Origin of the sequence: Polyangium sorediatum, from assembly GCF_029946465.1 — a bacterium.
GTDB lineage: Bacteria > Myxococcota_A > Polyangia > Polyangiales > Polyangiaceae > Polyangium > Polyangium fumosum.
On sequence record NZ_JARZHI010000022.1, the window covers coordinates 84699 to 104421 of the forward strand.

At 67.5% G+C, this 19723-nt stretch carries 15 protein-coding genes and 1 pseudogene; 5 read left to right on the forward strand and 11 right to left on the reverse strand.

Annotated features, from left to right (window positions below):
- Positions 1 to 138 precede the first annotated feature (138 nt).
- The 8 genes from QHF89_RS24240 to QHF89_RS24275 form a co-directional block, all read right to left on the reverse strand.
- The gene (locus QHF89_RS24240) at positions 139 to 1239 is read right to left on the reverse strand and encodes an AraC family transcriptional regulator (RefSeq protein ID WP_136970260.1); all 1101 of its coding nucleotides are present in this window, start codon (positions 1237 to 1239) and stop codon (positions 139 to 141) included.
- A gap of 209 nt (positions 1240 to 1448) precedes the next feature.
- The gene (locus QHF89_RS24245) at positions 1449 to 2522 is read right to left on the reverse strand and encodes an AraC family transcriptional regulator (RefSeq protein WP_136970259.1); all 1074 of its coding nucleotides are present in this window, start codon (positions 2520 to 2522) and stop codon (positions 1449 to 1451) included.
- Between the two features lie 160 nt (positions 2523 to 2682).
- Positions 2683 to 3228: a hypothetical protein gene (locus QHF89_RS24250; protein WP_136970258.1), complete on the reverse strand. Its 546-nt coding sequence runs from the start codon at positions 3226 to 3228 to the stop codon at positions 2683 to 2685.
- Complete coding sequence (locus QHF89_RS24255) at positions 3225 to 3821, reverse strand: hypothetical protein (RefSeq protein WP_136970257.1); 597 nt, start codon at positions 3819 to 3821, stop codon at positions 3225 to 3227. Before QHF89_RS24255 ends, QHF89_RS24250 begins: the two co-directional genes overlap by 4 nt.
- A 21-nt stretch (positions 3822 to 3842) precedes the next feature.
- Positions 3843 to 4421: a hypothetical protein gene (locus QHF89_RS24260; RefSeq protein WP_136970256.1), complete on the reverse strand. Its 579-nt coding sequence runs from the start codon at positions 4419 to 4421 to the stop codon at positions 3843 to 3845.
- A gap of 117 nt (positions 4422 to 4538) precedes the next feature.
- Entirely contained in the window at positions 4539 to 5033 is a 495-nt protein-coding gene (locus tag QHF89_RS24265) for a hypothetical protein (RefSeq protein WP_136970255.1), read from the reverse strand.
- Entirely contained in the window at positions 5023 to 6573 is a 1551-nt protein-coding gene (locus tag QHF89_RS24270; protein ID WP_284720886.1) for a fused MFS/spermidine synthase, read from the reverse strand. The genes QHF89_RS24265 and QHF89_RS24270 overlap by 11 nt, the downstream gene beginning before the upstream one ends.
- A gap of 8 nt (positions 6574 to 6581) precedes the next feature.
- Positions 6582 to 7103 carry a hypothetical protein gene (locus QHF89_RS24275; protein ID WP_136970253.1) on the reverse strand — a complete coding sequence of 174 codons (522 nt, stop codon included), beginning with the start codon at positions 7101 to 7103 and terminating at the stop codon, positions 6582 to 6584.
- A 741-nt stretch (positions 7104 to 7844) separates the two neighbouring features.
- On the opposite strand from QHF89_RS24275, the gene QHF89_RS24280 reads away from it, so the two are divergent.
- From QHF89_RS24280 to QHF89_RS24290, 3 genes are all read left to right on the forward strand, one after another.
- A complete protein-coding gene (locus tag QHF89_RS24280; RefSeq protein WP_136970252.1) occupies positions 7845 to 9200 on the forward strand; it encodes an AAA family ATPase in 1356 nt (451 codons plus the stop codon).
- Entirely contained in the window at positions 9187 to 9957 is a 771-nt protein-coding gene (locus tag QHF89_RS24285) for a TIGR02646 family protein (protein ID WP_136970251.1), read from the forward strand. Before QHF89_RS24280 ends, QHF89_RS24285 begins: the two co-directional genes overlap by 14 nt.
- A gap of 78 nt (positions 9958 to 10035) precedes the next feature.
- Positions 10036 to 10587 carry a hypothetical protein gene (locus QHF89_RS24290; RefSeq protein WP_136970250.1) on the forward strand — a complete coding sequence of 184 codons (552 nt, stop codon included), beginning with the start codon at positions 10036 to 10038 and terminating at the stop codon, positions 10585 to 10587.
- Here the strand turns inward: QHF89_RS24290 and QHF89_RS24295 are convergent.
- A complete protein-coding gene (locus QHF89_RS24295) occupies positions 10584 to 11240 on the reverse strand; it encodes a hypothetical protein (RefSeq protein ID WP_136970249.1) in 657 nt (218 codons plus the stop codon). The genes QHF89_RS24290 and QHF89_RS24295 overlap by 4 nt on opposite strands.
- Before the next feature lie 310 nt (positions 11241 to 11550).
- Between QHF89_RS24295 and QHF89_RS49990 the strand changes: the two are divergent.
- Positions 11551 to 11826 (forward strand): annotated as a pseudogene (locus QHF89_RS49990) (VOC family protein); the annotation flags it as partial.
- A gap of 84 nt (positions 11827 to 11910) precedes the next feature.
- Here QHF89_RS49990 and QHF89_RS24305 read toward each other — a convergent pair.
- Positions 11911 to 14634, reverse strand: coding sequence for a hypothetical protein (locus QHF89_RS24305; RefSeq protein WP_284720888.1), 2724 nt, complete (start codon positions 14632 to 14634; stop codon positions 11911 to 11913).
- 267 nt (positions 14635 to 14901) lie between these two features.
- Here QHF89_RS24305 and QHF89_RS24310 point away from each other — a divergent pair, with 267 nt between their 5' ends.
- Complete coding sequence (locus QHF89_RS24310) at positions 14902 to 16755, forward strand: recombinase family protein (RefSeq protein ID WP_136970248.1); 1854 nt, start codon at positions 14902 to 14904, stop codon at positions 16753 to 16755.
- Between the two features lie 345 nt (positions 16756 to 17100).
- Here QHF89_RS24310 and QHF89_RS24315 read toward each other — a convergent pair whose 3' ends face one another.
- Positions 17101 to 18309, reverse strand: coding sequence for an RNA-guided endonuclease InsQ/TnpB family protein (locus QHF89_RS24315; protein WP_136970247.1), 1209 nt, complete (start codon positions 18307 to 18309; stop codon positions 17101 to 17103).
- Positions 18310 to 19723 lie beyond the last annotated feature (1414 nt).

Below are 19723 nucleotides of genomic sequence, written 5' to 3' on the forward strand. Positions count from 1 at the left end.
AACAGCGAAGAATGCGCCCGCGCACAATCTTGCCGTTCGTGGACAATCGCTGCCGATTCTGGACAGGCGCGTCCGCAGCGATGGCCCGCCGCTCGCTGCTGCCGGAATGCCTCTACCGCGAAGAATGCATTCGCCTGCTCATCGTGCCATTCCAGCACGGCGTCGCGGCTGGAGGCGCGGCAGGCCCGCGGCCGCGCGCCCCGCGGACAACGTCTCGGAGGGGCTCTCGCCGAACCGGCGCTTGTACTCAATGCTGAACCGCCCCGGGTGACCGAGCCCGAGCGCAGCCACGACGCCCGCGACCGATGTATCGGCCGAGGGCTCGGCCAGGTGGCCGCGCGCGAGCTCGAACCGGCGCAGGCGCAGGAAATCCATCGGCGGCATTCCCCGGCATGCCACGAAGGCCGCCCGCAGGGACCGCTCCGGCACGCCCGCCGCGGCGACGACGTCGGCCAGGTCGACGGGCTCCGCGGCGTGCGCGGCCATGTATTCTTCCGCCTTGCGGACGCACGCCGGGGCCACGCGCGGCTGCGGCGCATCGAGGCTCGCCGATTGGTTGTGCCGGGTGTGCACCAGGAGGCTCGTGAAGAGCGCACCACGCAGCGCCGAGAGCAGCATCGGCGAGGCCCATGGCGGCTCGATCTCGCGGCGGAAGAGCTCTGCGACCTCGTGGACCGTGCGGCCCGGTCCGTCCTCGAGGTCGAGCGCCACCTCGAAGCAGATCGGGCCGCGCGGCGCAGTGCCCGTGAGCGTCGCGAAATGGGCGTCGAGCACTCCGCGATCGATCACGAGGGTCCGCCCGTGAAACTCCGCGTCGACATCGAGAACGCAGGAGCGCCCTGGTGAGAACAACGCGCCCCGCCGGCCCGGCACGACGCGGAAGGGCTCGCCTGCGTGGTCACCGGCGCTCACGCCACCGGCCGAGAGCGACAGGACGTAATGCTCCCCGAGGTCCGACAGGGAGGCCTGCCCTCCGCCGGTCCAGTCGCCCTTCACGACACGGGTTGCGCCGAAGGAGACGACCTCCAGCGCACAGGCGAAGGGTGCGTCGCGCATGGGCTCGAGGGTCGCCCCCGCGTACACGCGGCTGAAGACCTCCCGGGCCTCGCCGACGTCGCGGGTGCGCACGAGCTGGGCCCGCGCAAGCCCCGCCCCCGGCGCCTGCACGACGCGCGAGGGCCCTTCCCCCCGATGGCGTGTCTGGACAAGCCGAAGCGCACCACCCGGCCACCCCACCATGGAACTCTCCTAGCGCATCTCCGCGCCTTTGGGTTGATCCACGGATCCGGGGGAGGCGGATGCGCGGCGGAGCCACGACCTCCGGGCCAGCAAGGAAGCGGCGTGTGTCATGAAGACCCATCGATACCCAAACGCGATCGCTCCCGCGATGGCCGTCCCGGCGGCAGGGCGAGATCCTTGCGCTTGTTGACCAGCCTTGCGTTTTTTGATCAGCGCGCGACGGAGGCGCGTCCGCGCGCGAGCGTCTCGGAGGGGCTCTCGCGGAAGTGCTTCCTGTACTCGACGCTGAACCGCCCCGCGCTACGGAAGCCCATCGCGGCGGCGACGTGCGCCGCGGTCGTCCCGGGCTCGGGGGCGAGGAGCATCTGGCGCGCCTGTTCGAGCCGCCGGAGCTTCAAAAACCCGATCGGCGTCATGCCCCGCGCCGCGCGAAACGCCGCCTGGAGCGAGCGGGCCGGCGCGCCCGCGGCGGCGACGATGTCCGAGAGCCGGATCGCCTCGCCGACGTGCGCCGCGATGTACTCCTCGGCCCGGCGCACGACCGCGGGGGCGACGCGCGGGGGCGGAAGCTCGAGCAGCCGCAAGCCGTCGTGGCGAGGAATGGTCACGAGCGCGGTGAGGAGCACGTCGAAGAGCCGCGGCCGGACGAACGGCGAGGCCGCGGGGCGCGCGATCTCCTCCCGGAGCAACCGCACGATCCCGTGGAGCGTCGCGCCGTCGCCCGTGGTGAGATCCAGCTCGGGGTCGAAGGCGATCGGGCCGCGGTTCGCGTGGCCGGTGAGCATGGTGAAATGCGCATCGAGCGCGGCTCGCTCGATGGTGAGGGTCCGGCCCTTCGACCCCATGGGCAGCCGGAGGTTCGCCGGCCGCCCGGGAACGAAGAGCGCGGCCCGCGTTCCCGGAGCGATCAAAAGCCGCCGGCTCCGGATCTCCACCTCCCCGTCGCCGCTGCCTTCCCCGGCAAACACCAGCGCGTACCGATCGCCGAGGGCGGCCGCCTCGATCCGGCCGCCGAGGTCCCAGTCCCCCGCCACGAACGTCACGGGCCCGGCCGAGGTCAGACCGAGATCACACCGGAAGGCGGTCCCTGCCAGGGGCCGGAGCGTCGCGCCCGGGTAGAGGCGGGAGAAGGCGGGGAGCAGTTCGTCGGGGTCGGTGGTGCGGAGGTGGGCCTTCACGACCAAGAGGGGCGCCTCTCCTCGACGGACCCCGAGCGCGGGCTCCCCTTCGCGGAGGACCGGCTGGCGCTGCACGAGTGCCGTGCCCGACTTGGAGGGAACCATGCACGGGCATGATCGCTCGTACTGGCACCCAAAAGCAAAGCGGGGGTGCTCACCGAGGCGAGGTCACGGCGGCGGCCCTGGGGCGCCCCGGGCATGGCGTGTGCGCCGCCCCCAGGATCGGGTGGGCGGGGCGCCGTTTCGGGGGTGTGCCAGGCAAGGGCTACACCGGGCGAACCCAGGTCCAGACTTCCGAGAAAAGGCAGACATCGATCGTCGCCTCTCCGAACCCTACCACCCCGGCCGCCACGTCTGGCACGACTTCATTGCCGAGTTCCGGCGGGATCTTGTGATATCCGGGGTACGTGGCCTCGATCTCCCGCGCGACCTCGCGCGCCACTGGCTCCTCCTCGGCGAGACCAGGGAGGTGGATCCCGTAGTAGGGCCCGAGCAGGGACACGTGGAAGCTCAGCGCCGTTTGCTTGGTGAGCCAGATGCGGGCTGAGTAGGCAGGGTCGGGCCCCCCCGAGAACAGATGGAGCGACTCGTTTTGGAGGCTGTATCGATCCCCCAGGCGGCGGATCATCGCCTTCCATGTCGGGTACTCTGCTCGCCCGCGGTTCGAGGCTTCCACCAGGCGGCGGTGCTCCTCCGTATCGTCGTAGAAGGGCTCGCCGGGAGGGACATACATGCGGTCGAAGTTATGCACGCCCCGCGGATAGAAGCGGTAGATGAGCGCGAGCAACTCGGAGCGAGTTGTGGTTTTCATTTCAACACCCTGGAGCCGAGGTTCGGGTACATCGACTTGAACGCTACATCCGCGCCTATGCGGAATTTTTCGCAGAAGATCCCTGGCGGGAGGCTGTAGTCCATGCCGTAGGCGACGTCCTCCGTGACGTCGACGCTGAAGCCGGCCGCACGGCTCGCCGAAATTTTCCCATAAGCTTCGGCTCGGAGCGGCATTTGGATGGTGATGGCGCAGGACCATGTGCTGCCGCCTCCGCGTCGCTTCTTGATGAACTCCAGGTTTGCCTTCGCCTCTTGCCACCCGCCGGCCGGGCCCGTGCCGTCATCCTGGACGATGGTGACGAACGGGAACTCCGACGGACTGAAGCTCACGACGGTGACCGACCCCATCGCCACGCACGGGTTCTCGGTTGCTTCGGCCGCGAGCGGCTCCCCCGCGGGCGGGGTGCCAAAATCGCCCGAGCTCGTCGCGCCGACCCCGGCGCCGATCGGGATCGGCTCCTCGTCGCCGAGGCCGCCCGACGTGTTGACCCAGCATTCGTCCGGGTCGACGGTGTTGCACCCGGCCACGAGCATCAGGAGGAGAGAAGTTATCGAGCCGAACAGCGTACGCACGGGAAGATCCTTTCTCATGGGTCAATGGTGAGATCCAAACCGAAAGATGGGCCCCGCGGAGCAACGCACCGAGACGCCGCGCCACACGGGAGATGCGGAGCCCATGATCCAGGCGGCGGCGCAGTCCACCGAAACGCCGAGACGTCCGGAGAGGTACGGGCCGAACAAGTCGAGCCGTGCGCCCGCCCCTGGGGCAAAGCCGCGCACCTGGCCGCAGAGCCGCGGGCCGCAAATCGGGAGCGAGTACGCCGCGAGCGAGAGCCCTGCGCTCACGTTCACGTGCTCCCAGGAGAGACCGCCGCCGACGGTGGTCTCGTTGTTGATCCCGAACCGTCCGCCGCTCGCGCCGAGGAACGAGACCGTGTCGCGTGCGACGAAGAACCCGCGCTTGCCGCCAAGGCCGAGGCTCGCGCTCGGGCTGATCACGAATCGGCCCGCGGGGATGCCAGCAGCAAGCACGCCGAAGCCGACGGAACCCGCGAGCTCAACGCTCGGCTCGGCGCGGGCGCCCTCGCTGACGAGAAGCGTGAGGAAGAAAATCAGGAACCCTGCCCGCTCGGGGCTACCTGCCCGGTGCGGTGAATGCCCGATCCTCCCCATCCCGCGACCAATCGTACCACCCAGCAGCGAAAACAACACACGTCTGCGTTTGGCCAACCGAGTGGCCGCCAGGAGTCCCTATCTCCGGGGTGGGAAGGCAAGGACGAGCGCTATCTTCTATCCACGCGTCTCCGCGTCCCCGCCCCGCTCCGCCCCCCGCATGAGATGCCACGCGCTGAGCGGCACCATCACGAGCGCCACCAGATCCATCGGATCCGCCAGGTTCCGGAACGACCTCCCCCCCCCGAACGGCATATCCAGCACCCCGAGGAGCGCCCGGTGCACGCCCGTGAACGCAGGCCACGTCTTCAGCAGCGCGAAGTACGCCACGGTCACGCCGCACGAAACCCAGATTCCACGGCGCCCCACGCCGAGCCCCACGCGGGCGCCACAAAGCCGCGCAAGCACGAGCGACCATTCCGCCGCGGCCACCAGGAACACCGGCAAGAGAAAACAAATCGCCAGATCCGAGAGCTTGCCGCTCACCACCCCCGGGTGCCTGCGTCGCAACCAGAAGACATTCAATACAAGCGCTGCCCCCGCGAGCCACGACCACGGATGCAAAAGCGCCCGGCCCGGGACGTCGCCGCGCTCCCGGGGCTCAGAGCGCACGCCAGATGATCCTGTCCGTGAGCCACTCGACCGGCGCATGATCGTCGGTCAACACCGGCGTGCTCGCAGGAAAGGACGCCGGCTGCATCGGGGCGTGGCGCCCGGCGAGATCCCGCAGCACCGTGGCCGTCCGCGCCGAGACCGAGAGCCCCGCGACCCCGACCGCCTCGGCGGGCGCGTGCACGGTCGCCACCAGGATCGTATTCGATCGCCCCGGCGGATCCGCCGCCTGCACGTGCGGGAAGACCTGCGCCATCGTACGCGCGAGCGCGTGCACCACGCCACGCTCCTCGCCATGACGGCCCGCATTCACCAGGAGCACGCCGCCCGGCGCGAGGCAACGCCGCGCCGCCGCGAAAAACTCCGTTGTCGCGAGCTGGAACGGCACGTACGGGAACTGGAACGCGTCGAGCACGATGACGTCCTTTTGCCCCGGCGCGCGCTGGGCCTCGGCTTCGAGGAAGGGGCGCGCGTCATCAATGATCACGGAGGCCCCCGGCAAATCGAAGCCTAGCCACGTGCGGCCCGCCTCCACCACGGCCGCATCGAGTTCCACGCCCACGACCGCCGCCGCCGGGTAGAGCCGCCGGAACACCTCCGCGGACGTGCCGCCGCCGAGCCCCAGGAGCAGCACGCGCTCGGGGCTCGGCCGGGTCCCATAACTCGGCGCCATGGCGTAGTAGGCCCACACGTCGCGCACGGGCAGCTCGCCGTCGAGGCGCGCGAACGATTGCACGGCAAACCCGTCATTGACCCGGATCTGCCGCTCACCGCCCCGCTCGACCACCACAATGTGGTTATGGAGCGACTCGCCGGCCCAGAGCAGCCGTCCCTGCGCGGGCGCGGGCGTGGAAAGCGGCGCGAAGGCCAGCGCCACGGTCAGCAACGAGGCCAAGACCCCGACGATCGCCTCCCGGCGCGCGCGGGCGCGAACGCCGAACACCGCGGCGCTCCCCGAAAGCAGCACCGCGGCCACGTCGAACGTCGCGCGTGTCCCCAGCCAAGGCAGCAGCACGAGCCCCGCGCCGAACGTGCCCACGAGGCTGCCGAGGGTCCCCATTGCCGAGAGCCGCCCCGCGAGGCGGCCGAGCTTCCCTTTTGCCTCGACGCCGTCCGCCTCCCCCGCCGCGTGCATCACGAGCGGAGGCACCGCCCCCAGCGAGCCGATGGGGAGCGCAATGGCGAGGGCCGTGAGGGCCGCGAGCAACCCGAGCGAGGCGGCGCTGCCCGCGCGGAAGCGCGCGAGGCTCGACGCGAGCACCCACGGCACCACGCGCGGCAGCGCCGCGAAGAGCAGCGCCGACAAGAGCATCAGCCGCACGATCCACCACGAGGCCGCGCCGCGCGCGCTGAGCCACCCGCCGAGCAGGCTCCCGAGCGCGAGGCTCCCGAGCACCGTGCCGATGAGCATCGCCCACGTCGTGGTGCTCGTCCCCAGGTGCGGCGCGAGCAGCCTGCCCGCGGCGATCTCGCCGTTCATCACGGCCGCGCCGCCGAGGAAGCTCAGCGCCATCCACGCGGCGAGCCCTTTCGGGCGCATGACGTCCGTCATTTCACGGCCGTGAGGCGCACCGTGCACGTGCCGGCGTCGACACCCGTGCCGTCGTCGACGGCGCACGACACGTCCTTTCCGAGCTGCGTCTTCAAGTCGACCTTGCACGTGGCCACGAAGCCGGGCGCCGCGCCGCCCGCGCCGCCGCCGCCCCCCGCGCCGCCGCCGCCCGTATCGCCGGTCGCGGAGGCCGGGAGCTTGAGGGTGACGCCCGTGCTCACGAACGGTTCGTCCTCACCGCTGCACGAACCGATCACGCCCCCGGAGACCGGGGCGACGTCGCCCGAGACCTTGGTGGCCGGCAGGCTCGCCACATCCGCGCTCACGCCCACCTGCATGGAGCCCTGGATGCGGATGCGACCGCTGAGGGTACCGCCGCAGGTCGTGGTGATGTCGAAGGTGCGGTCGAAGGACGACTGCGCACACTGCTCCTCTGCGCTGTCGGCGAGGAGCAGCGCGAAGAGGCCCGCTGTGGCGAGGAGGCTCAGGGGACGACGAACGGTTCGAAACAGGTTCATGGGGTCTCCAAGGAAAGCAAGGGGCCGCGCCCGTGCCCGGGGGGCGGGCCCGCGGCGCCGCGGCGACGATGCAAAATCCCAGCCTCCAGGGGAAGCAGGGGCGAACGCCGTGAAAACGGGCCCCGCAGGTAGCTTCTGCTGGGGTCACGCGGGTCGCAGTGCTGACATTGCGGTCCGGGTCAAGAGCCCGCCAAGATAGGGTCGCAAGAAGGGGAGCCTGGGTCGGGACAGCTTGGGGTTCGAGGTACGACCGACGGGCGGGCATCCTGCAACCCTCTCCAGGACACGCGCAACAGTCTGCCAGGCAGACTGCGACCCTCTCCAGGACACGCGCAACGGTCGGTCGGTCTCCTGCGACCCTCCTCCAAGACAGTCACAACCGTCTGGCGGGCCTCCTGCGACCCTCTCTCAAGACAGTCGCAACCGTCTGGCGGTATCCTACGACACGCCTTCAGGGCGCTCGCAACGGTCGGCCGGTATCCTGTGACCCTCCTCCAGGACCCTTGCACCTGTCCGCCGGGGAGGGTGCGACCCCCTCCAGAACACGCGCCCCTGTCGGCTGGGGGGCTTGCGACCCTCTTCAGGACACATACAACTGTTTGGCGGGCATCTCGCGATCCCCTCTCCAGGACGGTGCAACCCTCTCTCGGGCATTGCCCCGCTCGGGGTGGACACGGGATCGACGTACTCTTGGAGCACCACGACACACGTGGTAGCGATCCCCACGCCCCCGGGAGCCCGATGCGAATCCGCACCTTAGGAATCGATAACTTCAAGAGGTTCGCGCACCTGGAGTTCGGACTCCATCCGCAGTTCACGCTGCTCGTGGGCGAGAACGGGGCGGGCAAGACCAGCCTGCTCGATGCGCTCGCGGTGAGCCTGGGGATCTGGCTGGTGCACCCCCCCGATACACTCGTCCGGAACAGCGGCCGCAACATCCTGCGGACCGAGGTCCGCCTGGAGCCGTCCCTGGAGGGGGATCGTATCCAGTTCCGTGAACAATTCCCTGTCATCGTGTTTTCGCTCGGCCAGATCGGCCCCGTGGAGAGTGTCGCGTGGGAGCGTGTGCTCGGAAGTGGCGGCAGGACGTCCAGCGCGGGGTCCAAACAGGCGCTCGACATCATCGGGGACATGTACAAGCGCGACGCGGCCGGGGAGCATGTCGTCCTCCCGGTGCTCGCTTATTACGGCGCGGGCCGCGCGTGGTTACCCTCGAATCAGCGAATCCAGAAGGACACCAAGCTCCACGGCCCTGCCCGCCGCTGGGCCGCCTTTTACGATTGCTTCAACGAGCGGATCCGGTTCGGGGATCTCAACGAGTGGTTTCGCCGCGAGGTCACCGCATCTGCGAGCCGCAAGGGCCGCATGCGTCCCGGCTTCGAGGTCGTGCGCCGGGCCGTGCTCGGCTGCGTGGACGGGGCGGACAACGTTTGGTTCGACTCCGACCTCGACCAGATCGTCCTTTCCATCGGCGGCGAGGCGCAGCCCTTCGACAACCTGAGCGCCGGGCAACGCATGATGTTCGCCCTGGTCGCGGATCTCGCCATCAAGGCGGTCACGCAAAACGCGTTTCTCCTCCCGCCCGACGAGCTCGGCCCCGAGGACGAGCCGCTCCCGCGCCTGCTGCGGGAGACGCCCGGCGTCGTCCTGATCGACGAGCTCGACGTGCACCTGCATCCCCGCTGGCAGCGCCGCGTGGCGGCAGACCTCAAGCGCACCTTTCCCGCGATCCAGTTCGTCTGCACCTCCCATTCTCCCCAGGTCATCGGCGAGCTCAAACGCGAAGAGGTGCGCTTGCTCGGCGCCGAGGGCGTGACGTTGCCTCCGGTCGCATTCGGCGCCGATTCGAACTGGATCCTCGACCACGTGATGACCGGGGCCACGAGCGAGACGAAGGCCTCCCGGACGCTCCAGCGGGACGTGGAGGAGGCGCTCGCAGAGGGCCATCTGGAAGCCGCGCGAAGCAAGCTGCGCGAGCTGCGCGCCCTGCTCGACGGGGAGACGGGAGAGCTCGTGCGGCTGGAGAGCAGCCTGGAGACGCTCGAAGCGCTGGCCGAAGAGGGGGACGACGAGGGGACCGGCCGTGCGGACGATTAAGAAGCGTCCACCGCCGAGCGCCTTCGTCGAGTGGCGCGCCAAACGGCTCACCAAGGATCCCGGCGAAGGGATGAAGTGCACGTATGAGGAGCTGCGCCGCGACACGTCGGCGCTGCCAGCCGTCGAAGACGGGCTTTTTGCGGAGCAGGGAGGGATCTGCGCATATACCGGCATCCAGATCCGGCTCGACGCCTCCTCGGAACCGAGGAAGGTGGACTTCCACCTCGAGCACGTGACTCCGCAGAAGCACTGCATCTACGGGCAAGACGCCGACTACGGCAACCTCGTCGCGTGCTGGCCCCGGCCCAATTGTGGATTCGAGCCGCCGTTCGGGGCCGTAACCAAGAAGAGCTGGCCGTCACCGGAGGAGAAACACCTCTTTGTTTCGCCGCTGGACCCGGGATGCTCCGCGAGGTTTTCATTCAATCACCGCGGAGAAATCTCTCCAGCCGATGAAAAGGATGATGCCGCGAAGACGACGATCGAGAAGCTCGGGCTCGCGCATGCCACGCTGACCGATCTGCGACGCGGAGCGATCCTGGGTACGCTACAGCCTGCCGGGCGCCTCCTCAACCTGGAGCAAGCGCGGCGGCTGCTCGCGACCCTGAAGGCGGACGCCGAGAAGCTCGATCGGGGCGGCTCCGTTCGGCTCCACGCGTTCAGCTTCGTGATCGAACAGATCCTCCCCCGCGAGATCAGGAAACTCGAAGGGATCAAAAAGTCCAAGCAGAAGGCGGCTGGTTCGACGCGGAAGTGACGCCGGGGCGCCGCGCGCCCGAACGGCGCTTTTAAATGCTAGGTCCCTCTGACGGAGCCGAAGTATCTTCCGACGTAGATGAAGGAATCCGACGTCCCCCTCGACCTTGAAGAAGAGTCCCGTCGCCTCTGGAGCGAGTACCACGCGGCGCGCGAGGCAGGTTTTGCCGGCTACGACTTCCAGGCGGTGAGCTTGAAGCTCCGCTCACTGCGCCGGAGGTCCTCGAAAGCCGGATTGACCCTGCTCACGCAGCAGCTCGGCGATCTCGCCCAATACGTCTTGCTCGCGAAAAAGAAGCAGCAAACGCCCGAGCAGCGTTTGCGCGCGTTCTGGCCGGCGCTCGTTCCGTCGGTGATCGAGGCCGCGCTCCGTCAAGCCGAGGAGGCATTGAAGGAGCGCTCCCTCCCGAACATTCGCCGCGCCATCTCCGCCTTGCGCTGCACCGAACAGCCCGAATATCTCGCCGAGATCGCCGAGGAGGGGCTCGCCGAGGAGTTCGCGCCTCACATCCCCGGCGCGGTGGCGGACGAAGGCATGCTCGTCCTCTCCGCCGAGCACGATGCGCTCATCGAACGGGGGCGCCTCATGCTCGGTCGGCTGCACGCTGCCGCGCGCAGACGGCGCGGCTAGAGCGCTTTTCCTCCCCTGGCGACCTGGACCCACTGGAACGTCCGCGCATTCAGCTCCCATCGGCGCCAGCTCCCACCTTCTTCGCCCAATCGAATGCTGACGGACGGCGCCCATTGGATCATGGGGTTCGGAACCTCGCCGTCGGGGCCCGCGGGGGCCGGGGTCGCCATGCATCCAAGGATGGGGCTCGTCGCGCGCGCGCCGGTGGGGCCGACCCGAAGGAGCCAATACCCGTAGGCGCCGCACTCGGGGCTCCCTTCGAATACGGCGGCAAACACCAAATCCAGTTGCTGTCCGCGGGCGTGTGTCCCCACGAGCTCGAGGTCCTTGCCCTTCCCTAGAACGGAACGCAGCTCGAGATGGCCAGGCGAACACAGCCCGCTGGCCGGAAGGGCAGGCGCATCGCATTGCGGAGGGAACACCATCTCGCTGCCCACGGCGATGGATTCGACGAACGGGTCGGCGGAGGCACCTGCGCGAAAACGAACGACCACTCGCTCGTCGCCGACAGCAAACTCGACCGGGGTCGCGGGGCTCCTTCGAAGCCGCGGCGCGGATTCGTCCGAGGGCAGCACGCTACGCTCGGCTTGCGGCGTGGCGTCGGTGTCTCGACCGGGCGGCGCGGATTCGTCCGAGGGAAGGGAGCTACGCACGGCTTGTGGCGTGGAGCCGGTGTCTTTCTCCGAGGCCACCGGCGGGGCCGGCGCCGACGGCGAGCCGGACGCGGTGCTGCCGCCGCAGGCCGTGAGTCCGATCAGAGCAGCCCATCGCGCCGCTTTCGCCCTCCCGACGGGCCACGACGGCTCGGAGGGGGGCGCTTTGCAGGGGACAGGAAACACAGGCGTTCTTTGGATGTCAGGAACGTTCATGGCCTGAGGTCGCTCCGCCGCCCCTCGGAAGAAAAGACCGGGACCGATGAGTTTGGCCCTGGCCGAGGGTCCAAGGCATCGAAGGAGGTCCGAGATGGCCGTGGAGGGCAGCACAAAGATATTCCCGCATCTCTGGTACGCCAAGGAGACGGAGGAGGCGGCGAGGTTTTACGCCTCGATGTTCCCGAACTCGCGGGTCGATCACGTCACGGAGCTCCAGAGTGAGACGCCCAGCGGGCCGCCGGGATCCGTGAAGGTCGTGGACTTCACGCTCCTCGGACAGCGCTTCCAGGCGATCAGCGCCGGGCCCCACCACGCGTTCAACGACGCCGTCTCCATGGTCGTGCTCTGCGACGACCAGGCGGAGCTCGACCGCTCCTGGAACACGCTGCTCGAAGGGGGTGGGCGGCCGCAGGCCTGCGGCTGGCTCATCCGGTCGAAGAAGGTGTCGCCCTCAGGGGGAGAGCTTGGCGAGGAACAATTCGGGGTAGTAGAAAGAAGAGCCCGGGAGGGGGCCGTTGCCGAAGTCCACGGGATCCAAGTGGACGCCGGTGAGCAGTACGTTGCCGTTGTCGTCGACTGCGGGTTTGATTCCTTCCAGGTGGCCTGCAAAGCGCCGGCTCCAGAGGTGGTTCCCGCTCGCATCCAGCTTTGCCACGAAGGAGTCTTCGTCCGGAAAGTTCTGTGTGCCCCCCACGGTCAACGTCATGCCGCCGAAGTCCACGGTGCCATAGAAGCTTCCCGCAATGACGATGTTGCCGGCGCCATCGACGGCCATCGCAGTGGCACTCTGGAGGTCAGGATCTCCGAAGCGTTTGCTCCAGACCTGGTTGCCGTTCCCATCCAGCTTCACGACGTAGATGTCCCAGTCTCCCGCACTCGTGACGGGTCCACCGCCGAAGTCCATGGTGCCCTTGAAATGCCCAGTGAGCAAAACGTCGTCTGCGCTGTCGACCGCTATCGCCCGGACCAGCTGGTGATCAGCATCCCCGAAACGCTTGCTCCAGACGTGGTTGCCATCGGCGTCCAGCTTGGCCACCACGATGTCCATACCACCCTGGCTCGGGAGAGGCCCACCGCCAAAGTCCGCGACGCCATAGAACCCTTTGGTGACCAGTACATTGCCTGCACTGTCAATCCTGAGGTTGGTGATGCTGTAGTTGACGGGGTCTGTCACATCGATGCGCTTGCTCCAGAGGTGGTTGCCGTCGGCGTCCAGCTTGGCCACGAACATGTCTTCCAAGCCTATGGCCGTGAGAGGCCCACCGCCGAAGTCCACGCTGCCCTGGAAGTCTCCGACAAGGAAGACGTTGCCTGCGCTGTCGGTGGCCGTCGCAGTGGTCGACTGACGCTGCGCATCTCCAAAGCGTTTGCTCCAGAGATGGTTCCCGTTCGCGTCCAGCTTCGCGACGTAGATGTCCAAATTCCCCGCGCTGGTGAGAGGCCCACCGCCGAAGTCCGTGGTGCTATAGAAATGTCCCGTAAGGAAGACGTTGCCCGCGCTGTCGAGGGCCGCCCCCGTGCCACCCTGGAAACCGGAGGCATCTCCAAAGCGTTTGCTCCAGAGATGGTTCCCGTTCGTGTCCAGCTTCGCGGTGTAGATGTCCCAGCCCCCCGCGTCGATGAGGTCCTCGCCGCCGAAGTTCACGATTCCAGGGAATCCACCCGTGAGCAGCACGTTGCCCGCGCTGTCGACCACGAACGCCTCGGGCCCATTGTCACCTCCTCCCACAAGCGTCTTGCTCCATAACGTGCATTGGGCCGTCCCGTTGCAGTCATCGTCCTCCGGCGTGGCGCAAGTCTCCTGCTGCGGCTTCACCTCCATGAGGCACGGCCCGAAGAACCCATTCACGCACGCTCGCGTCCCCGCCGTGCATAGACCGATGCCCAGCGTGCCCGCGGGCCCCGTATAGCAGGTTTTCGTTTCCCCCGGCTGGCACGCGCAGGCGTCGCCTTCCTCGTTCACGAGCCCATCACAATCGTCGTCCAGCGGCGAGCGACAGTCCTCGGACTGGGGCAGCACCTCGCCGACGCAGCCGGTCCAGCCCGTCCCGCTGCCATTGCAGTACGCCTTCGCTCCCAGGCAGATCCCCACGCCTTCCGTACCCGCGGGGCCGCTGTACCCGCAATCCTGCCACGTTCCCGGCGTACACACGGAGCCCAGCGGCAGCGAGATCGGGCTCAAGTTCGTGCACGCATCGCCATTGCCACCACAATCCGAGGCCGGACCCGACCCGGTGACCGTCACCGTCGCGAAGGGCGCGGTCGTCGGACCAACCAGGATCTGTGCCGTCCCGTTCAGCATGATGTCCATGCAGGCACGCCCGTTCGCGTCCGTCAGCACCACGGACGACTCGCCCGCGTAGCTCACCCCCGACACGCTCACTGACACGCCGGATGGCGTGTCGGACCCATCGGCCGAGACCACCGGCACGAGGAAGCAATGTTTCTCCTCCCACGGCCTGTCGCTATTCCACCACGAGAAATGCCCCACCTCCGCCACCCACGCCATCTTCCCAGGCTCGGCCACGGAGCCCTGGATCATTCCCGCGCCCTCTTCGCGCCAGATCCCCGCGTCCAGATCGAACCACCACGCCGGGATCGACTGCCCCTCCTGCACCTTCGCCGCCACCGCATCCGGCAGCACCAGCTCCAGCGTCGCCCGCTGCCCCGGCGCGAGATTCACCTTCTGGCTCCCCTGCCACAACGTCACCTCCGCCATGAACAGGCTCTCGAGGCCGACCATCGCACCATTGCCGGCGGAGATCCCTTCGAGCGGGCCGGGGGCATTCGCGAGGCCCTGGCTCGGATCCAGCGGCACGAGGGTCGCCTCGACCGGCCCCGTCACCGGCTCGCCGAGGTCATCGACGATCGCCCCTGAGGGAATGGTGACGTGCACCGGTCCCTGGTCGAGCGCGGCGCCTGCCGTCGCGTCGAAGGGAATCCGCGGGGGAAGGGGGAACAGGTGCACCTCCGCCCCACCATGCGCACCCTGGGGCAATTCGACGACCACGCTCGCCGGCGCATACCCGAAGCGCTCGACGCGGGCGGAGAAGCGACCGGGCGCGAGGTTGTCGAAGAGGATGTAGCCTGCGCCGTCGGTCGGGCGCGGCGTGTCCCCCTGGGAAGTGACGACCGCGGAGGGAATTGGCTGGTTCTGGGTATCGAGGACCTGCACGAGCAGGCTCGTGCCCACGGGCTCCTGGATCGAGCCTCCGCCGGAGCCGCCCGCGCCGGCCATTCCGCCAGAACCCCCCGCGCCGCCCCCGCCGGCCATTCCGCCCGCGCCGCCGCTTCCGATCCGGAATCTATTTGCTACCTACTACCTAGGCAGCAAACTTAATAATTCCGAACACTTGCGACACACTGAGAGCGACCCGTTGCCCGGCCAAATGTGCTGATCGCGTGTTCAGTAGTGGCGCAGTCCGATCGAGAGGTCTCGACCATGGAAGCCAGGACCGGCATCATCCCGAGCATGGGCGGCAAGAGCAGCAAGGGCGGCAAGGGCGGCAAGGCGCGCGGAGCGGCGCAGGATCGCGCGCACGTCAGCCCCCCGCGCGAGGTCTCCATCCTCGAAGCGGCGCCCGATGCGCCCGCGGTCGTGAACGCAGGGCCCACGATCGCGGATCCTTCCGCGGTTAGGCGTGTTCTCACGCTCGACGGTCCCCACGCCGGGACGTCGCGAGTCCTCGCCTATCGGCGCGTGTCGACCATGGAGCAAATGCGATCGGGCACGTCGCTCGACGCGCAGGACGAGGAGATCCGGCGTTATTGTCAATACGCCCGCCTCCCCGCTCCGATTGACTTTGAAGAAACGGAATCAGGCGGCGTCGAGTCACAAGAGAGGCGCGAGAACATCGCAGCCTTGCTAAAGGCCGTCCGCCCGGGGGATCTCGTGATCGTGGCGAAGCTCGATCGGTTCTCTCGCGATATCGTTTTCACGATCTCCGCCGTGCGCGACATCATCAAGCGGGGGGCGCGCTTCCTGTCTCTCGCTGAACGCTTCGACGCCTCTACCCCCGAGGGGGAGACGCAAATGGCCCTGTGGGCGTCGATCGCACAGATGGAGCGGGCTCGCATCCGTGATCGCACGGAAGGCAATCGAAAGCGGCTCCGGGCCCTCGGGAAATTCGTAGAGGGACAGCCCCCGTTCGGCTACGTGCGGGCCAAGGGCGCGGACGTCCACGATAAGCCGCGCCGATTGGAGATCGATGCGGTCAAGGCGCCGATCGTTCGCGAGATGTTCGACATGTGCCTTGCAGGCAAGAGCGCGCGAGACATCGCGCTCCATTGCCAGACGACCTATGCAGGGCTCGCGACCTTCCGAACCGTCTGGATCCTGCAATTGCTTAAAAACCGAATGTACGCCGGCCAGATCGCGACCACGCCCGTCCGGCCCGACAAAAACCGGCAGTTGACGCAAAAGCCCGCGGAATGGGTCGACGCGCACGAACCGATCGTTTCCCTGCAAATGTGGCACGCGGCCCAGCACGCGCTAGCCGGACGGCGCTCCTACGGGCGCAAGCCTCGCACGGACACGATCACCTCGGAATGGTTGATCCGAGGGCTCGCCCGTTGCTCCATTTGCGGCTCGATGATCACGGCCAAGCCTGCAAGCGAGAAGAATAAGCACGCAGGATATTACGTGTGCCGGAAGCGCTATGCGCCGGAATTGAAGAATGCCACGCGCGAGCGGTGCATGGGGGCGCCCTGGAATCGGCAAGACGAGATCGATCCGAAGATCGAAAGGCTCGCGGCGCGGCACTTCAAAGCGCTAGACGGCCATCTGTCGAAAGCCCCTCCGCCGTCCCCCCACGCGCCGAATTTCAGGGTGCAGCGGGCCAAGCTCGTAACGGCGCGGAGCAATCTCGTTTCCATGGTCTCCTCGGGTCAGTGGGGGATGGACGTGATCCGGGCGGAAGCGGCGCGGATCGAGCGCGAGCTTGCCGCGATCGACGCGGAGGAGCGGGCGCTCTCCGCGGAAGCGTCGGCCGATACGGTCGAGAATCGAAAGGGCGCGCTTTCGTGGTTGCGCTCGATCGTGGCGCAATGGGGGACCATCGCCGTCCCTGCTCGGCGCGCGGCGCTCGGCGCGATGCTCGACGGGATCAAGATTGGTCCGGAGGGGATCGCAATCGAATGGAGCGACGCCGCGACGATGGCCGTCCGATACGCGGAGGGGCGCCTACCCGATCCCGCGACGCTCGACCATGCGAGCGACGATCCGCGCCGCCCTGCTCGCCCGATGCTCCCGGGAGGCGCGGAGCACGTGCGCGCGCTTCCGCCCGACGACGTCTAGCAGGCGCGCTAGCGGGCGCTCGGCGCGCGGGAAGGTCGGGGGGCCATCCCGCGCGCCGGAACGCATGGCGCCCCCTTCCCGCGCCGTCTCGCCTCCGCTCGGCGCGTCGTGCTCGACGGCGCAGCCCTTCCCCGCCCATCATGGCTTTCGCGGCGCTGTGTCGTGCAGGACGGCGCGTGCTCGTCCGATTATCTGCTCAGGAAGGATGGCAAAGGGGCGCAGCAAGCCTAAGAGCCCGAAACGCGTACTCGACGCTCGGCGGGGCCCAAATGCATTTGCGCTATGTTCGCTTGAATCTGAGGTCGCACTCAAGGAAACAAAGACTCTCGCATCGATCGGTATGGGTCACGTTTGATCAGCGGAACTTCCGCGACCTCTTGACCTTCGGGCCTTGCTCGGGTTGCTGTCCCCAAGTTTGGACACCACGCGCATACCGCGCGCTAAAATGTTTCGTGCTGCGTTTACGTCTCGATCAACACGTAAGCCGCATTGGCAGTCGTGAACGCGGACCGCGAGGGACTTCTGAACAACCCCCCCACACGCGCTACACTCCTGCGATGTTCCACGAGGATCCACCTGTACAACCACCTTGCCGGCGCATTCTGCCTTGCAAGCAATCGCGTGGAGCAGGATCCTCCACCCCGCATTATTTACGTGTTTTCCTAACGTGGATGCCGCCAGTGATGCGATATTCAGGTCCTCATGTGCAATGAAGTCGAAGTCTCGAACAAGTTTTGTCGCAAACTTCCGGGCGTAATCTAATCGTTGGTTCTTGACGTGCGCATGCGCACGGGCCACAAGTTTAACGGCTCGCTTCCGCGATGCGCTACCATTGCGACGACGAGACAACACCCGCTGCCGCCTGGCGAGTATCGTTTCAGCTCGCTTTACATGTCGTGGATTACCTACAATCGTGCCAGTCGACAGTGCGGCGAGGCTCTGGAGCCCGACATCAATACCTACCACGCGATCAGGACTTATTGCGGCCGCATCGACAGGCGCCGGGGCCGCGCCCAGATCGCAAGCAATGCTCACCCACCACTTTCCAGTGGATTCGCGCTGGATCCTCACAGTACGCGGAACACCGCGAGGGATCCGATAGAGATTGAAACGCAAGTCGCCCAGCTTCGGAACTGCAAGGCGTCCAGAGCGCCCTTTGCCCTGGATCAGGTTGTCTATTCCATTGGGCGCCGGCCACGAAAACGAGTCGTAGCGGCGTCGCGAACGAAAGCGTGGGTAGCCAGGCTTTTCGCCGTTGTTGCAACGTTGAAAGAACGCCTCGAAGGCCACTTGCAATCTGGCCAATGCAGATCGCAAGACCATAACAGGCATCGCCGCGAACTTCGGATCCTCGTGGCGTATCACAGTAAGCGATGCCGTCTGGTCGTTAAAACGAATGCGAAGGCCGCGTCGCCACCCTTCGCGTCGCTCTTGTAGCGCTGCGTTGTAAAGATCGCAGCACGCTTCAAGCCATTGCGTCAGGATTTTTTCCTGCGCATATGTCGGATGCAGCGGGTAGCGGAACGTTCTGAGCAAGCACTTGGATGATGTCATGAATCGTCGCTGGTATCAATAGCTACTTGGCGATCGCACCGTCGGCGCTTGCGTGATGAAACAGTCTGGCCCGGCGACGTGGCAACCATGGGCGCTCGACGCTTCCGCGGTTGTGCTCGATGGCGCAGCCCTCGTGACGCACGCGATGAAACGGCGCAGCCTGCGGGGCGTGCTCTGCGCTCGTCCCAGCCCACGGGGCGCGCGGCGCGGGCGTGCTCGACGGCGCTGCCCTTGGGGCGCTTGGCGCAGCCCACCCACGGAGACTCGCAAGGCGCGGCGCCGCGACTCGCATGCGAGTGAGCCCCCCTCGGGGCGCGCGGTGGGGTCATGCTTGACGGCGCAGCCGCTCTCAGTCTCAGCACGGACTCCAGTCGTACGCGTGAGAGCACGCCTCGCGTGAGCGTGTGAGGGAACCGCGGGAGGCGGCTCGGTCCCTTCGTGTGCACCGCTTACGCTAAGCGTCCCGCTCGCCGCGCAGTGTGTCCCGCTTCGGGAGTGTGTCGTGGCACAGTCGACCGTTCAGCACACCCAGCACACCGCGGCGCGCCGCGACTTATCGTAAGTCTCGCTCGGTGCGGTCGTGCTCGACGGTGCAGCCCTCGCGCCGCTCGGCGCACGCAAGCCCCCCGCGGGCGCTTCTGGCTTGCAGCGGTGGGGCTTGCGCCGCAAGTCACTTGCGCCCGCAAGTCCGCAAGCCTTTCGTGCCATGGCACGACGCTTCCGCTTGACGTGCGCCCCCTCGCGCCGCTCGGCGCAGTGCTCGGCGCGGTTGGGCTCGACGGCGCAGCCCTCGCGCCGCTCTTGGCGCACGCAAGCCCCCCGCGGCGCTTCTGGCTTGTAGCCGTGGGGCTTGGGCCACAAGCCTCTTGTGAGCACAAGCCCACAAGCCCCTCGTGAGCCACGCGGACCGCTTCCGCTTGACGTGCGCTCCCTCGCGCCGCTCGGCGCAGCCCTCGGGGGGCTCGGCGCGGTCGTGCTCGACGGCGCAGCCATGGCACGTCGACCGCCACGCAAACACCGCTTTTTGTAGGAAAACGATTCGTTTGGTGCTCGGCGGAGCTTGTTTTCAAGGGAGTTGCGACCGTTCGTTTGTCCGTGATTAATTCGATCCGAACTAAACTAATCCCCCGGAGATCCTTTCAACGCGTCTCATTTCGCGCACTTAGGCCACCAATTAGCACACACAAACCGGAACTAATCACAAGTTCCTGGACGGCGCAGCCCTCGCGGCGCTCGGCGCGGTCGTGCTCGACGGCGCAGCCCTCGGGGCACTTGTCAAGGGGATCGTGCGGGAAGGGGGCGCGTTTCTTGTCACGCATGTCTCGGGGGGCTTGTCTCGCGAGACACACGACCCCGAGACATGCGTGACAACACAAACGGCGCGGCCCCCCCGGGGTGCTCGGCGCGGTCGTGC

Coding starts and splice junctions, on each gene's coding strand:
- QHF89_RS24240 (WP_136970260.1), bottom strand. CDS start 1,239: ATGGTGGGGTGGCCGGGTGGTGCGCTTCGGCTTGTCCAGACACGCCAT.
- QHF89_RS24245 (WP_136970259.1), bottom strand. CDS start 2,522: ATGGTTCCCTCCAAGTCGGGCACGGCACTCGTGCAGCGCCAGCCGGTC.
- QHF89_RS24250 (WP_136970258.1), bottom strand. CDS start 3,228: ATGAAAACCACAACTCGCTCCGAGTTGCTCGCGCTCATCTACCGCTTC.
- QHF89_RS24260 (WP_136970256.1), bottom strand. CDS start 4,421: ATGGGGAGGATCGGGCATTCACCGCACCGGGCAGGTAGCCCCGAGCGG.
- QHF89_RS24270 (WP_284720886.1), bottom strand. CDS start 6,573: ATGCGCCCGAAAGGGCTCGCCGCGTGGATGGCGCTGAGCTTCCTCGGC.
- QHF89_RS24275 (WP_136970253.1), bottom strand. CDS start 7,103: ATGAACCTGTTTCGAACCGTTCGTCGTCCCCTGAGCCTCCTCGCCACA.
- QHF89_RS24280 (WP_136970252.1), top strand. CDS start 7,845: ATGCGAATCCGCACCTTAGGAATCGATAACTTCAAGAGGTTCGCGCAC.
- QHF89_RS24290 (WP_136970250.1), top strand. CDS start 10,036: ATGAAGGAATCCGACGTCCCCCTCGACCTTGAAGAAGAGTCCCGTCGC.
- QHF89_RS24310 (WP_136970248.1), top strand. CDS start 14,902: ATGGAAGCCAGGACCGGCATCATCCCGAGCATGGGCGGCAAGAGCAGC.
- QHF89_RS24315 (WP_136970247.1), bottom strand. CDS start 18,309: ATGACATCATCCAAGTGCTTGCTCAGAACGTTCCGCTACCCGCTGCAT.